Annotated in this window: 14 protein-coding genes and 1 tRNA gene; 3 read left to right on the top strand and 12 right to left on the bottom strand. The window is 60.6% G+C overall.

Annotated elements, in window-relative coordinates:
* Position 1: 1 nt before the first annotated feature.
* Positions 2–364, top strand: coding sequence for a transcriptional regulator (locus PSFL_RS25815; RefSeq protein ID WP_397470638.1), 363 nt, complete (start codon positions 2–4; stop codon positions 362–364).
* On the opposite strand, the gene sctU is transcribed toward PSFL_RS25815, so the two are convergent.
* The 11 genes from sctU to sctW are packed head-to-tail and all read right to left on the bottom strand — an operon-like array spanning position 361 to position 10,563.
* Positions 361–1,458 (bottom strand): type III secretion system export apparatus subunit SctU, encoded by a 1,098-nt coding sequence (gene sctU, locus PSFL_RS25810; RefSeq protein ID WP_057958287.1) that lies wholly within the window; start codon positions 1,456–1,458, stop codon positions 361–363. The genes PSFL_RS25815 and sctU overlap by 4 nt on opposite strands.
* Complete coding sequence (gene sctT / locus PSFL_RS25805; protein ID WP_057958286.1) at positions 1,455–2,243, bottom strand: type III secretion system export apparatus subunit SctT; 789 nt, start codon at positions 2,241–2,243, stop codon at positions 1,455–1,457. The genes sctU and sctT overlap by 4 nt, the downstream gene beginning before the upstream one ends.
* A gap of 10 nt (positions 2,244–2,253) precedes the next feature.
* Positions 2,254–2,517: a type III secretion system export apparatus subunit SctS gene (sctS, locus tag PSFL_RS25800; protein ID WP_115127423.1), complete on the bottom strand. Its 264-nt coding sequence runs from the start codon at positions 2,515–2,517 to the stop codon at positions 2,254–2,256.
* A 7-nt stretch (positions 2,518–2,524) separates the two neighbouring features.
* Complete coding sequence (gene sctR / locus PSFL_RS25795; protein WP_057958284.1) at positions 2,525–3,178, bottom strand: type III secretion system export apparatus subunit SctR; 654 nt, start codon at positions 3,176–3,178, stop codon at positions 2,525–2,527.
* Positions 3,175–4,197, bottom strand: a complete 1,023-nt coding sequence (locus tag PSFL_RS25790) for a FliM/FliN family flagellar motor switch protein (RefSeq protein ID WP_397470637.1) — start codon at positions 4,195–4,197, stop codon at positions 3,175–3,177. The genes sctR and PSFL_RS25790 overlap by 4 nt, the downstream gene beginning before the upstream one ends.
* Positions 4,194–4,652 (bottom strand): type III secretion system HrpP C-terminal domain-containing protein, encoded by a 459-nt coding sequence (locus tag PSFL_RS25785; RefSeq protein ID WP_057958282.1) that lies wholly within the window; start codon positions 4,650–4,652, stop codon positions 4,194–4,196. The genes PSFL_RS25790 and PSFL_RS25785 overlap by 4 nt, the downstream gene beginning before the upstream one ends.
* Positions 4,649–5,074 carry a YscO family type III secretion system apparatus protein gene (locus PSFL_RS25780; protein ID WP_128593268.1) on the bottom strand — a complete coding sequence of 142 codons (426 nt, stop codon included), beginning with the start codon at positions 5,072–5,074 and terminating at the stop codon, positions 4,649–4,651. Before PSFL_RS25780 ends, PSFL_RS25785 begins: the two co-directional genes overlap by 4 nt.
* Positions 5,061–6,419 (bottom strand): FliI/YscN family ATPase, encoded by a 1,359-nt coding sequence (locus tag PSFL_RS25775; protein WP_397470636.1) that lies wholly within the window; start codon positions 6,417–6,419, stop codon positions 5,061–5,063. Before PSFL_RS25775 ends, PSFL_RS25780 begins: the two co-directional genes overlap by 14 nt.
* A complete protein-coding gene (locus PSFL_RS25770; RefSeq protein ID WP_115129356.1) occupies positions 6,416–7,321 on the bottom strand; it encodes an FHA domain-containing protein in 906 nt (301 codons plus the stop codon). Before PSFL_RS25770 ends, PSFL_RS25775 begins: the two co-directional genes overlap by 4 nt.
* 57 nt (positions 7,322–7,378) lie before the next feature.
* A complete protein-coding gene (gene sctV / locus PSFL_RS25765; RefSeq protein ID WP_397470635.1) occupies positions 7,379–9,475 on the bottom strand; it encodes a type III secretion system export apparatus subunit SctV in 2,097 nt (698 codons plus the stop codon).
* Positions 9,472–10,563, bottom strand: coding sequence for a type III secretion system gatekeeper subunit SctW (gene sctW / locus PSFL_RS25760; protein ID WP_397470634.1), 1,092 nt, complete (start codon positions 10,561–10,563; stop codon positions 9,472–9,474). Before sctW ends, sctV begins: the two co-directional genes overlap by 4 nt.
* Before the next feature lie 262 nt (positions 10,564–10,825).
* Here sctW and PSFL_RS25755 point away from each other — a divergent pair, with 262 nt between their 5' ends.
* The gene (locus PSFL_RS25755; RefSeq protein WP_057437724.1) at positions 10,826–11,377 is read left to right on the top strand and encodes an RNA polymerase sigma factor; all 552 of its coding nucleotides are present in this window, start codon (positions 10,826–10,828) and stop codon (positions 11,375–11,377) included.
* Positions 11,378–11,415: 38 nt separating this feature from the next.
* Here the strand turns inward: PSFL_RS25755 and PSFL_RS25750 are convergent, their stop codons facing one another.
* Positions 11,416–12,633: an MFS transporter gene (locus PSFL_RS25750; protein ID WP_057958276.1), complete on the bottom strand. Its 1,218-nt coding sequence runs from the start codon at positions 12,631–12,633 to the stop codon at positions 11,416–11,418.
* Positions 12,634–13,020: 387 nt separating this feature from the next.
* Here PSFL_RS25750 and PSFL_RS25745 point away from each other — a divergent pair.
* Positions 13,021–13,097 (top strand) — tRNA-Met (locus PSFL_RS25745).
* Positions 13,098–13,342: the final 245 nt, after the last annotated feature.

Here is a 13,342-nt window from a genome sequence, read left to right as displayed (position 1 = left end):
CATGCCATTACCCGACGCTGATTCGCATGACCAGGAGTTTCTGCAGAACCTGGTGAGTGGCCGTGTCGCTTACCACTCGCTGCACCCGGGCATTGGCCTGTGCCGTTTGAATCCCGGCTCGCAACCCGGCCTGGCCTTGCAGATTGCGCCTGAGGCGTTGCAGGTCGGCCAGTTGGAACGGGTGCTGGAGCGGCGCTTTGAACACGCAACGGCGTTCGATGGGTGCTTTGTGTTCCTCGATGCCAAGGGCAGCCTGGTGATCTGGCATGCACTGCCCTCCTGTGGCCACTCGCCCGCTGACACCCTCAGCCGCATGCTTTCCCTGACCCGGCTCGAAGCGCTGGATGTACACCGCGCGCCCTAGCGGCGCGCAAGCTCCGGCAACTCCAGGGTCTGGCGCTTGGCTTCATCATCCAGTTCACGCAAGGTGCGATAGATCAGCGCCACTGCCTGCAGGGTCTCCCGGGGAATCGGCGCGCCCAGCTTGCGCTCATACAGCATGCGCGCCAACCACACACACTGGATCACCGGCACGTCGGCGGACTTGGCCCGTTCAATCAACTTACGGGCCAGGGCATCCGTGCCTTTGTCCACCAGCATCGGCAGCGGGGTTTTGCCGGGGCGGTAGTACAACGCCACGGCATAGTGCGTGGGGTTGACCACCAGCATGTCGGACTCTTCCAGCTTGGGTAACTTGATCTTGGGTTCTTCCTGGGCGAGCTGGTAAGCCAGGGAACGCCGCTGCCCCTTGACGTGGGGGTCGCCCTCCATGTCCTTGTACTCCTTGACCACCTCCACCTGGGTCATGCGCATGCGCTTGGCAAAGAAGTACTTCTGCATGGCCAGGTCGATCAGCGCGAGCACCAGCAGCAGCCCCAGGCAGGCATGCAGCAAGTGGCGGAACAAGGTGATCAGCGCCACGATATAGCTTTGCAGATCGCTGGTGGCCAGGTTGATCAACACCTGCAAAGAGGGGGTGATAACCACATACAGAATCAGCGAGAGCAGCAATGCCTTGCCCAGCCCCATCAACAGGTTGATCACCGACTGGGCGGAAAACATCTGCTTGAGCTGGTTCAGCGGATTGAGGCGATTGAAATCCGGCTTCAGGCTTTCCGGGGCAAACAGGAAGCCGAACTGCATCCAACTGCTGATCAGTTTCGTCGCGATCGCCACCGCGCACATCAACAGACCAAACGAGAAAAAAACGACCAGGCCATCGAGCAACACTTCTTCCAGGGCGCGAACAAACGGTTGGTCCAAGCGCGAAAACGGCAACACCATCAACTGCTGGAAGCGCTGCATGCTGGTTTCGGCGGTGAGCAACGCGATCTCGCTGATCGCGGTGAGCACCAGCAACTTGGGCACGTCCTGGCTTTGTGCAACCTGGCCTTTCTTGCGTTGGTCCTTGAGCTTCTTGGGCGTTGCCGCGTGTTTTTTCTCGCCGGAATCGCTCATTGGTTCACGCCCCGGAACATCAGGCCAAGGGCATGCTTAAGGTCGCCCAGCAGCCCCATGCGCCCTACAATCAGATCTTGCAGCAATGGAAAATACAGCAGTAAAAAGGCCAGTCCCGCCAGGCTCTTTGCCGGCATTGCCAGGGTACTGACCTGCAACTGCGGGCTGTACAACCCGAGTAAGGCGAAACCGAACTCCAGTAACAGCAGCACCGCGATAAAAGGCGCAGCGTAAAGCATCATGTGTGTGAAGGTTTCGCCAAGCAGCCCAACGAACACGCTGAAACCGTTGACGGCCACCACCGGCAGCCAATCCGTGGCGGGCCAGATCAGGTAGCTATCCCAGATAACCTGGGTCAATACGCCCAGCCCAAGGGTGGCAATCAACAGGAAAATCACCACCTGCTTGAATAAATGCCCCACGGGCGTGGCGTCCGGGCCGAGCGAGGGGTTCAGTTGCCCGCCCGCCAGGGCCCCACGCTGGTTATCCAGCAGCGCGCCTACCGACTCGAACATCCAGAATGGCATGGACAACAAGACACCCAGCAAAACCCCCAGGCCCACTTCCTTGAGCAATAGCCCACCGAGCATCAGCACCGAGTATTCGTTGCCCGCCAGCGCAGCATGGATCATCGGCGCCGGCATAAACGCCATGACCATCACAATGGTATGCCGGGGCATACCGCGTATATGTTGAAAACAGAAGGCCGGCACCAGGAACGCGCAAGGGTAGATGCGTGCCATGGCGATCACCAGGCTGACCAGGAAGTCGAGATAAGGCAGCACCGGTCGTACCTCAGTTCAAGGCCGAACGGGCGATCATGTCGAACATCAGGTTGATCAGTTGGATCAACTCCACGCCAATCCAGCGCCCCGTCAGGATCAGGGTAATGCCAACCGCCACCAGCTTGATGCCAAAGGGCAGCGTCTGGTCCTGTATCTGCATCAGGGCCTGTACCAGAGATGTAATCACGCCGACGATCACTGCCACGATCAACGGAGGTGCCGATAGCACCACCACCAGCAACATGCCCTGTTTGAAGAGTAGGATCGGTTCCATAGGCCACTCAGAGATAAGAAAAGAACAAGCTGTCGAGCAGGCGCGACCACCCGGACACCAGCACGAACAACAACAACTTGAGGGGTAAGGAAATGGTCATGGGTGAGACCATCTGCATGCCCAGCGCCAGTAACAGGTTGGAAACAATCAGATCGATGACGATAAAAGGCACATAGATCAGGAAGCCGATCTCGAACCCTGCCTGCAACTGCGAAAGCACAAAAGCCGGGATCAGCAGCAACAGGTCATCGCGATGGGCGTTTTGCGCCATCTCCGGCGGCCACATGCGCGCGGTGTTTTCCACCAAATGGGTCAGGACGTCCGGGTCGGTGTTGCGGCTCATAAAGGTGCGCAGCGGCTTTATCGCCTCTAGCCCCGTTTCTTGCAGGCGCTGCACGCTGCTCATGTCCACGGGGAATTGCTTGGCATTCTGTGCCATTTCATATCCCACGGGCGCCATGACAAACAGGGTTGCCGCCAGCGCTATGCCGTTCAACGCCATGCTGGGCGGCACCTGCTGCACGCCAATCGCGTTGCGGGTGATCATCAGCACAATGACGATTTTCAGAAAGGCCGTGCAGACAATCAACAACATAGGCATCAACGACAATGCCGCGAGAAACAACGCCAGGACAATGGGGTCGATCCCCTGAAAAGTCATCGCGCGAAAATCACACGGGACAACTGCAAGCCGAGGCGTCCATCCACCTCCACCAACTGGCCCTGACCAATCGGTCGATCGCCGTAGTAAAGCCCTGCCATGCCCGGGGCGTAGCCCGCGATGCTCAACACCGCGCCGGGGGCCAGATTGCGCAGCTCCCCGAGGGTCAGGTTCAGGGTCCCACAGCGCACATTCAAGGCCATGCTCAACTCATCGAAAGGCTCATGGCCAAAAACATCTACCACGGGTTCATCAAGATCATGCTCGTCATACCCTGAGTAATGTTGTGCTGAAAGATCCTCGTCCACAGACGTCTCCTCGATAGATATAAGTGTCAGGCACACAGACCCCGATTCATCATCAAGGCGCCCATGCACGCGATGCCTTCCCATCCGCAACCGACCATTGCCGTGCACATCAAAAAAGGCCTGCTCCAGCATCACCACATCACCGACACGCAGGCTGCGAACCTGGGTCAGGGGTAGCTGCAAGCGCCCCAGCGTCACGGCAATCGCCAGTTGAAACGAGGCCGGTAATGGCTGGGCCGTCGGCTGCCAGTGCCCCGCCTCGCACAGCGCCAACAGACTTTCAGGGGTCAGCAACAGATACCCCACCACCCTGGAGGGCCCCAGCGTCACCGTAAGCCGGCAACCGAAATTCAGTTTTCCAGGAGGCGTGCGAAGGCGCAGGTAACCGAACAGCGCTCGCACCTGAGGGCTCAAGTGGTGCTGGAACAGCTCCCAGAACCAGGAATCCGGATCATTGCCAGCCTCTGCCAGCGTCACCGGGCACTCCCCCAGAAGGCTGAACATCGGCCCCGGCTCGCTGAAGGCCAGCAGGCCGCAAGCACTGTCGAAATACAGGGGGGCAGCGCTTCTGGGGGCACGCCCGGGTTCCAGCAGCAACTCTCCCTGCTGGTCCTGGACCGTAAACACCATGCGCAAGCCGCGCCCCAAACGAAGCCTCGCCGCCACCGTGCCGCTTTTGACCGATGGAATGACCAAGGTCGGCAGGATCATGCCGTCCCCACATGCACCAGATGCACATTGACCGGCTGGCCCAACCCTTCGGCCAAACGCTCCTCGCAGCACTGGCGCACGCCCCCCAGCCAACGGGCGGTCAGCTCCTGTTCTGCCGCCAACTCGATGCTCCAGGCTCCCTGTTCACGACGCACACTGGCATTGATCCGGCCCAGGCGCGGCAGATACAGCAACGCCTGCAGGGGCCACTGCACTCCCCCACGGATCTGGGGGAGCAACTGGCCGGTCATGGCTTCAATCATCAAGATATCGGCGGACGCCGCAGCACCCGTGGCCGATGGGCCGTAACCGGCGCTCTCGTCGGTGTCGCCAAGCAGATGAGTAAACAACTGCCCCAGCTCCCTGGCCAAGCCGCCCACCATCACCGGCTCCCTGTCGTCCCGAGGCTCACGCAGACGCGGGCGTTCGGGTTTGCTTGCTGGAACTTGCGTCATATTTCTTCCTGTATTGCTTCCTGAGCCAACAAAACGGACAACTCCTGAAGTTTCTCGACCTCTTTAAGGCATTGGCTCACCTGTTGCTGCGCACTGGCGACCTGCACCACCTGCTCCTCACGCCGGCCATGCAGCTCATGCAACTGCCCTTCTTCGCGCCGGGTTCCGGCGGACAAAGTGCGCTCCTGGGTCCCCCAGGACTTGAGCTGGGACAGCGAGAGCACCTGCCCCTGGTGCTTCTCCAACAGCTCTGCGGTTTTCTGGATTTCCTCCAGGCGGGTCTGCTCAAGGGCTTGCTGGGCCTGCTGGATTTGCGTCAACAAGGCCTGCTGGTGCCGCTTGGCCTCACGCAACGCGCGCTCGGCGCGGTCGGCGCGATGCCTGCGCAGACGCCGCAAGGTGTCGAGTTCAGAAAGGGACATGGGTGGTCAGGCTCATCAATTGATCGAGGGTCATCAGCATCGGTGCCGGCTCGCGCAAGCCCTGACGCAGGAAGCCATCCACCGCCTGGCGGCTGTCCACGGCCAGGTCCGTCAGGGCATCGTTGCCGGGCTGGTATTCCCCCAGCTTGAGCATCAGCTCGATCTGCTGGTACGCCGACAACAAGCGGCGCAATGCCGTCCCGGCCTGGATATGCGTGGGCTCGGCGACGTTGCTCAAAATCCGTGACAGGCTGGCCAGCACATCCACCGCCGGGTAGTGGCCGCGCTCGGCCAATTTGCGCGACAAAACGATATGGCCATCGAGCAGCGAGCGCACTTCATCGGCCACCGGATCGCTCATGGAGTCCTGCTCGATCAGCACGGTATAGATCGCCGTGATCACCCCCTCGCGGGTCAGCCCTGCGCGCTCTACCAGACGCGGCAACAAGCTGTACACCGACGGCGGCAGGCCGCCACGCCCCAGCGGTTCGCCGGCGGCCAGGCCGATTTCGCGCTGGGCCCGGGCAAAACGGGTCAGGGAGTCGATCAGCAACAGGACCCGCTTGCCCTTGCGTCGGTAGCCTTCGGCCAGTGCCGTGGCGGTGAAGGCAGCCCGGGCGCGCTCCATGCTTGAACGGTCGGACGTCGCACACACCAGCACCGCCTTGGCCCGCAGTTGCTCATCCAGTTCATGATCGAGAAACTCGCGCAACTCGCGGCCCCGCTCGCCAATCAGGCCGAACACAATCACATCACAGTCGACGTTTCGGGCGATCTCCGCGAGCAACGTGGTCTTGCCACAGCCGGCCCCCGCGAACAGGCCAACGCGCTGGCCTTCACCCAGGGTCAGCAGGCCGTCGATCGAACGCACCCCGGTGGACAATGCGCGGTGGATCCGCGGCCGCTCGGTGGGCAACGGCGCCTCGCACAACACCAGGCTGGTATCGTGGGCGTGCGCCTCGACAAAGGCGCTGGCCCCCTCCCCCGTAATCGGGCGACCAAAGCCGTCCAACACCTGGCCCAACAGGTCATCGCCAACCCGCACCCGATGCGCAACCCCCAACTGCTCGACACTGGCACCCACGCGCACGCCTTCCAGGTTGCCCAGGGCACTGAGCACCGCATCCTGCTGATCGAAACCGATAATCTCGGCCAGCATGTAGTCGCCCGTGGACTTTTCCACCTGGCACAAATCGCCAATACGCGCGTCGGGCAAGCGGCATTGCAGCAACATGCCGTTGACCCGCTGAATACGCCCACGTACCGAGACCGGCGCAAAATTGGCCAGGGCCTGTGATCGGTCCTGCTGCCAGGCCTCCAGGCGTGCCTGCAGCTCGCCACTCACCAGCGCACCTCATAGCGCTGCACGCCGTCGAAGACCACCTTGCTGTTATCAATCAGGACCAGCCGTAAGCCATCCACTTCATCCCCGACAAACAGCCGACTGCCTTCATCCAGGACCACATGCCCATTGGGCCCGCCAACGATCTGCAGGATCTTGAAAGGGAACACGGCGCTGCGCTCTTTGACCCGGCTGATCACCGGCACGGAGGTCTCGAACTGCTCGCCAAAACGACTGAGCATGCGCGACACCACTCCCACCTCGTCCAGGGAAACGTCACCGTCCAGAGCCACCTGGCCATTGATCACCTGCAGGCGGATCCGATTACCCAGCTCACGCTCGTTGAGCATTTTCAGCAGTTGCTGGCGGACTTCGTAGGGTGAGTCCAGCTCGTTTTTTTGACTTTTCACCGGCATCAACGACGCCTGCGCCTCGTGGTCGCCCGTGGTGGCCAGGCCCACCGCCGTAATGATGACGGCAATCACCAGCACCAGGCTGAGCATGCGCTTCTGTTGCGGCCCGGAAATCGAGGACAACGTTAACGCCGGCACCGCCTGGCCGGCCGACCTGGACGCAGGCGCATCGGCAGCAGGCGTCGCTGCTTGCGGCCAAGGCTGGTCGGCCAGGGTGACACACAGGCGAACATTGCCAATCGTAAAAGGACTACCCAGTGTCAGGTCGGCAATCTGCGCCAGAAGCCGACCGTCGCCGGCCCGCACCAGCCCTTCTTCGGCCTGCACCGACCAGCGCTGCTCGATACAACGCAACAGCACATGCCGCTCGGCAATACCTTCGTCATACAGCGAAAGATCAGCATCCGGGTGGGCCCCAATCAGCCATTGCCCGCCAAACAGCGGCAGCGCAGCCCCCTGGTGCAGACCATCAAGCACGCGCAATTCAAACATCATCGAACCTCATCACCGCTGGAACGACATTGGCCCGCGCAAGACTCACCAACGCCCTCATGCCACCTCCTCGCGCATCAGATCGTCCCGGGCCAGATCAAAACGCCCCAGCACCTTGACCTTGGATGAAGCACTCAGCTCGGCGAACGACAGGACCGGCACATGGTTGAACTCTTCTAACAGCAGGGTGCGCAAGGGGCTGCGCAAGTCCTGCGCCACCAGCAGCACGCTCTTGCTCTTGGGGCGCACGGCAAAGGCTTGCTTGAGCAGGCTGACCAGCGCCGCACTGCTTTCGTGATCCAGGGAAAAGAACACCCCCGTCTGGGTCTGGCGCAGGGCATCGCGCAATACGTTTTCGGTGTGGGGCGACAGCAGCCAGGCATGCAGGCCGTCGACTTCGCTGTATTGGTGGAGAATCTGCGACTTGAGGGCTATGCGTGCATAGTCAGCCAGGGCATCCGGCTCACGCTCATGCTGACCGTGTTCGATCAGCGCCTCGACAATCAGCCGCACCGCCCGTAGGGGTACGCCCTCACCGGCCAGGCGCTGCAACACCGATGAAAACCGCGACAACGGCATGATCCGCTGCAGCTCCTGCACCAGCTCCGGCTGGTTGAACTCCAGCCAACTGAGAATCGCCTTGCTCTCCTGAATCCCGAGAAACTGCGGGCCGCTGAGCAACATCGCCCGGGTCATCCGCTCCTGGAGCAAGCTGTACGCCGTCGAGCGCGCCAGGTGTTCGTCCGCCAGCACCGGGTCATCGGGGGGGAACCAGACCCAGTCCTGTTCATCACGCTCCACCAGGCCCCTGCTGCCGCTTTCAGGCTCGGCCGACAGTGCCGCCAGCTCCACGCCGACCCAGAGACCTAGCGTGGCCTTCAATATGGGCACTTCATGCACGCAGAAGCGAAACTCATCGTCGGCCAGCGTAGGCGCAAACTCGACTTCAAACGGCGGCAGCGTCAAGCCGATCTGGGTCACCAGGCTATTGCGGCTCTGGCGCACCCCGTGGATCACTTCAGTGACCAGCGGGCTATCCTGCAGGGCCGGCGGAAACTGCAACAGGTAAGGCCGCGACGGATCGAAACCACGCAAGTCCTCCACCCCGTTCTGCTCCGGCGGGAGGGTATCGGCGACCGGTTCCTGCGCCTGCTGCTCACGCTGACGCTGGCGCGTAAGGTAATAACCCAGGCTGCCGGTCATCAGCGAAATAAGGATAAACACCACCGTGGGCATCCCCGGCAGCGTCGCGAACGCGAGCATGCCCACCGAGGCGATCATCCAGCTCTTGGGCTCACTGGTCATTTGCCGGGCAATCTCGGCGCCCATGTTGTTGCTGCCTTTGTTGCGACCGGACGGCGCCACACGGGTGATGATCATGCCGGCCGTCAGCGAGATCAGCAGGGCCGGGATCTGCGCGATCAAGCCGTCACCAATGGTCAGTACCGAGTACAACGCCATGGAGTCGCCGGCGCTCATGCCATGCTGGAACATGCCGGTGGCAAAACCGCCCAGCAAGTTGATCACCACAATGATCAGCCCGGCGATAGCGTCCCCCTTGACGAACTTCATCGCCCCGTCCATGGCCCCGAACAACTGGCTTTCACGGGACAGTTGCTCACGCTTGTCCCGGGCCTGGTTGCCATCAATCAGGCCGGCACGCAGGTCACTGTCAATGGACATTTGCTTGCCGGGCATGGCATCGAGGCTGAAACGCGCGGCCACTTCCGCAACCCGTTCCGAGCCCTTGGTGATCACCAGGAAGTTCACCAGGGTCAGGATCATAAAGATCACCAACCCCACCGCCAGGTTGCCGCCCACCACAAAGTTGCCGAACGCCTCGACAATGTCACCGGCGTCCTGCTCCAGCAGGATCAGACGCGTGGTGGCAATCGACAACGCCAGGCGAAACATCGTGGTCAGCAGCAGGATCGACGGAAACGAGGAAAAGGCCAGCGGCCCCGGCAGGTACAACGCCAACACGATCAGCAGGCACGAAATACAGATATTGACCGCAATCAGGATATCCACCAGCCAGGTGGGCAACGGCACGATAAAGATAAACACAATGGCCATGACGACCACCGCGCCCAGCACCTCGGCACGCTGTGCAACCTTCAACAGCACCCCGTTGATTGCCCGCAACGCACTCATGCCTTGAGCCCTGGCCACGTGTGGGTATGTCGCGCGCCTCGCTCCTGCATGGCGTATTCAAGCAGCACCTGCTTGTAGCTGTTCACGGCCTCTTCGCGCCGTCTTGCATCGCACCACCAGGCCAGGGGCAAGGCTTTGAGCTCGGGAAAAAAGGCGCCGAGGGAACTCAACTGGTGAGACAGCTCACTCCCCCCCAGGTCCCTGGCCAGGTGCTTGATTTCGTGGGGCGTAAGACCGTTGGCCGCATACCCCAGCAAGCGCTGCAACAGACCCAGCGGATCCAGATGCAGTTCGGGGTACAACAGCAGGGAGCGCCCGATCAGCTCCTTGCAGCGCGCGAGCACGCCGCTCAGCCGGCTGCAGTCGTTCAGGCCCAACAGCAAAGTGCGCAACTGGCCCCGATCGACCGACGAGGTCTGCGCGGCAATATCATCGGCCAGGGCCCGGCGGATCAGCTTCAGCCCCGTCTCGAAGTCACCTTCACCATACAGCCCCAGCAGCGACTGCATCAGGGTCGCCAGCGATTGGGTCGTGACCACGCTGGTGTAATACAGGCTGCGCACCGCCTGGCGCATCTGTGGGTCATCGCTGCCGGCCTGCAGCGCCATCGCCGTGTTCAGGCCCGCCTGGATCTGCGGCTGGTAGTGGTTCTCCAGATCAGTCAGGGAACTGCGTGCCAGGCTAGCCTCCGCAGTACGCCCCTCAGCATCTGCCTGGAGCGCCACGTGCTTGAGCACCACATAGGCCCGCGCCGGGTCGTTGCCGGTGATCTGCATGATTTTGCCGACGCCGGCGCGGAGCAGCAATTGCCCCCTGACATTACGGGCAATGGTCGCCATTTTCGCCTGGGCCGGATGACCCAGTTGCTCATAGAGCTGGACCAACTGCTCGGCCGGAGGCGTACGCAAGCCCAGTTGACGCTCGCTCAGGGACGTGGCGTTGCGTGCGACCTCCTGGCTGAACATCTCACTGAAATCGTCAGCGACGGGGGCGTTTATCTGCGACGACGGCCCACTCTCGAACCGTGTAGATGCCGGCTGACTCAACTGCGGGTGATTTTGCACATCAAGGTTGGGATCGACTTTCATGGGAGTGCCAGGACAAGAGATTCGTATCCTTGTGTGGCTACAGCACCCGATACAGTTCCATCTTCGCCGTCATTTCCCAGGGCAATGAAAATACCTGCACAAACTCATGATGCTTTGTGCAAGGCCTTGCATGAAAAACACCTAAAACAAGATATTTCCTTATATTTATCAACCAGATAGAGACTTTCCGCGTTTGGCACAAGCGGTGCTAACAGGGTTCTCGTCGAAACCATTTCGACTGCTTCTACCCTGAGGAAAAATCATGGATATCCCTATCAGTGTTTTAGTTAATTTACCCCGTGACCCTAGCCAATCCATCCAAGATCTGTCCGACGACCACCACAAGCGCCTGCGCCGGTTCATTCATAAACGCGTACTGAACCCAGAGGATGCGGACGACATCCTGCAACTGACGTATCTGGAGGCCTGGCGCAACCGCCATCACTTCAGCGCGCAGGCGTCACTGAGCACCTGGATGTGCGGGATCGCGCTGAACTTGATCCGCAATCACTTCCGCCGCCTCTATGCCAAGCCGGTGCATTGCGAGTTCGACGAAGCGCTCTCCCATGGGCAGAACGAAGAACAGGATCTGGCGCGCCAATTTGAGATCAGCCGCCGCCTGGAAAATACTCTGAGTGCCATCCAGCACCTGCCCCTGGAAATGCGCAATACCTTGTATGCCTCATTGGAAACCGACGGCAGCTACCAGGACACCGCCGACGCCCTGGCGATCCCGATTGGTACCGTCCGCTCCCGACTGTCCCGGGCGCGGGAACAGCTCAAACGCGCGACAAAGTCTCACCCCTACCAGTAGGAAAGGTGTTGCCCAGGGATAGGGCAAACCTTACGGCTTTACGCTTTTTTCGTGCGAGGCAACAGAATCGCCAGCACCCCGAGCAATGGCAGGAACGAGCACAACGTGTACACGTACTCGATGCCATGAATATCCGCCAGATACCCCAGCAACGCCGCGCCTATCCCGCCAAACCCAAACATCAGGCCAAAGAACACCCCGGCGATCATCCCTACGTTGCCCGGTACCAATTCCTGCGCGTACACCACAATCGCCGAGAACGCCGAGGCCAGGATAAAACCGATCACCACACTGAGCACGCTGGTCCAGAACAGGTCGACATGGGGCAACAGCAAGGTGAACGGCGCCACACCGAGGATCGAGAACCAGATCACCGCCTTACGGCCAATCTTGTCGCCAATCGGCCCGCCAAAGAACGTACCCGCCGCCACCGCGCCGAGGAACAGGAACAGATGCAACTGGGAACTGGCCACCGACAGGTCGAACTTCTCGATCAGGTAAAAGGTGAAGTAGCTGGTGAAACTGGCCATGTAGAAGTACTTGGAGAACACCAACAGCCCCAGCACCACCAGCGCGCCGAGCACACGGTTTTTCGACAGGCCATGGGTGGCGGCCTGGCCTTGCTTGAGCTTGAACAGGTTCAAATGGTTGCGGTACCAGCGGCTGATCGCATACAGCACGCCCAGGGCAAACACCGCGAACAAGCCGAACCAGGCGACATTGCCCTGGCCGAACGGAATGATGATCGCCGCCGCCAGCAACGGGCCAAACGCCGAACCCACGTTACCGCCCACCTGAAAGGTCGACTGCGCCAGGCCATAACGCCCACCCGAGGCCAGGCGCGCCACGCGGGACGCCTCCGGGTGGAAGGTCGAGGAGCCAATACCGATCAACGCCGCCGCCAGCAGAATCAGCGGGAAACTGCCGACCTGGGACATCATCAAAATCCCCACCAGCGTACAGATCATCCCGCAGGGCAACAGGAACGGCTTGGGATGACGGTCGGTGTAATACCCCACCCATGGCTGCAGCAGCGAGGCCGTGAGCTGGAACGTCAGGGTAATCAGGCCGACCTGGGTAAAGGTCAGGCCATAGCTTTGCTTGAGCATCGGGTAGATCGACGGCAACACCGCCTGAATCAAGTCATTGATCAAGTGCGCCAGCGCCACGGCGCCGATGATACGCATGACCAACGGGCTGGATTGCGCCGCGGCCGGCGCCGTAGCCACTGAAGGCTGGGAATTGGTAAGGGCCATGAGGAACGTTTCCGTACAGCAGATGGATGCACAGGTGCAGGTGTGACAATGTGCCACTTAATGGGGCAGGAAGGCTATCCCGTTAGCAGGCTAACGAGTAGGTGAATCGTTGCAGCGAACACCAGCCAGGCGCCGAACGCGTCACAAATCAAATGTGTGCGGGCTTGTGTGGGAGCCGGGCTTGCCCGCGATGCAGGCAACTCGGTGTATCAGATGCCATCGCAAGCAAGCCCCACACTCAGATCTTCGCGGCCTGGTGAAGCGCACAAATCCCCAGCCACTGGTCGCCTCACCCGGTGTTTTTCCTTAAACAGTTGATAGCGTAGATAAATTTTCAAAAAAAGCGCTTGACGCATTCCCGTTCTACGCGAATAATGCGCGCCACTTGGCTACATAGCTCAGTTGGTTAGAGCATAGCATTCATAATGCTGGGGTCCGGGGTTCAAGTCCCTGTGTAGCCACCAAGTACCGATCCATAGATGTCTACAGCAGTCTATGAATCACCTCAAGAAGCCCGCCTCGTGCGGGCTTTCTTGTTTCTGGCTGTCCACCTCTATCTACCCCTATCCTTTCCCTCCGTGTATGAATCGCTCCGGGTTTCGTAGACACCTCTTTGCCTTAAACTGAGGCCTATTAGGAGGTGCCATGAGCAACCCGCGTTACCCCGAAGAATTCAAAATCCAAGCAGTCAATCAAGTGACCGAAAAGA

The sequence above is a fragment of the Pseudomonas sp. DD1 genome (assembly GCF_044510355.1).
Classification (GTDB): domain Bacteria; phylum Pseudomonadota; class Gammaproteobacteria; order Pseudomonadales; family Pseudomonadaceae; genus Aquipseudomonas; species Aquipseudomonas shahriarae.
Note: the sequence above shows the minus strand (reverse complement) of the source record. Positions and strands in the feature narration are given on the sequence as shown.

Bases quoted from the DNA above. Each gene is read 5' to 3' on its own strand.
- PSFL_RS25815 (WP_397470638.1), top strand. From the start codon at position 2: ATGCCATTACCCGACGCTGATTCGCATGACCAGGAGTTTCTGCAGAAC.
- sctU (WP_057958287.1), bottom strand. From the start codon at position 1,458: ATGAGCGATTCCGGCGAGAAAAAACACGCGGCAACGCCCAAGAAGCTC.
- sctS (WP_115127423.1), bottom strand. From the start codon at position 2,517: ATGGAACCGATCCTACTCTTCAAACAGGGCATGTTGCTGGTGGTGGTG.
- sctR (WP_057958284.1), bottom strand. From the start codon at position 3,178: ATGACTTTTCAGGGGATCGACCCCATTGTCCTGGCGTTGTTTCTCGCG.
- PSFL_RS25790 (WP_397470637.1), bottom strand. From the start codon at position 4,197: ATGATCCTGCCGACCTTGGTCATTCCATCGGTCAAAAGCGGCACGGTG.
- PSFL_RS25785 (WP_057958282.1), bottom strand. From the start codon at position 4,652: ATGACGCAAGTTCCAGCAAGCAAACCCGAACGCCCGCGTCTGCGTGAG.
- PSFL_RS25780 (WP_128593268.1), bottom strand. From the start codon at position 5,074: ATGTCCCTTTCTGAACTCGACACCTTGCGGCGTCTGCGCAGGCATCGC.
- PSFL_RS25770 (WP_115129356.1), bottom strand. From the start codon at position 7,321: ATGTTTGAATTGCGCGTGCTTGATGGTCTGCACCAGGGGGCTGCGCTG.
- sctV (WP_397470635.1), bottom strand. From the start codon at position 9,475: ATGAGTGCGTTGCGGGCAATCAACGGGGTGCTGTTGAAGGTTGCACAG.
- sctW (WP_397470634.1), bottom strand. From the start codon at position 10,563: ATGAAAGTCGATCCCAACCTTGATGTGCAAAATCACCCGCAGTTGAGT.
- PSFL_RS25755 (WP_057437724.1), top strand. From the start codon at position 10,826: ATGGATATCCCTATCAGTGTTTTAGTTAATTTACCCCGTGACCCTAGC.
- PSFL_RS25750 (WP_057958276.1), bottom strand. From the start codon at position 12,633: ATGGCCCTTACCAATTCCCAGCCTTCAGTGGCTACGGCGCCGGCCGCG.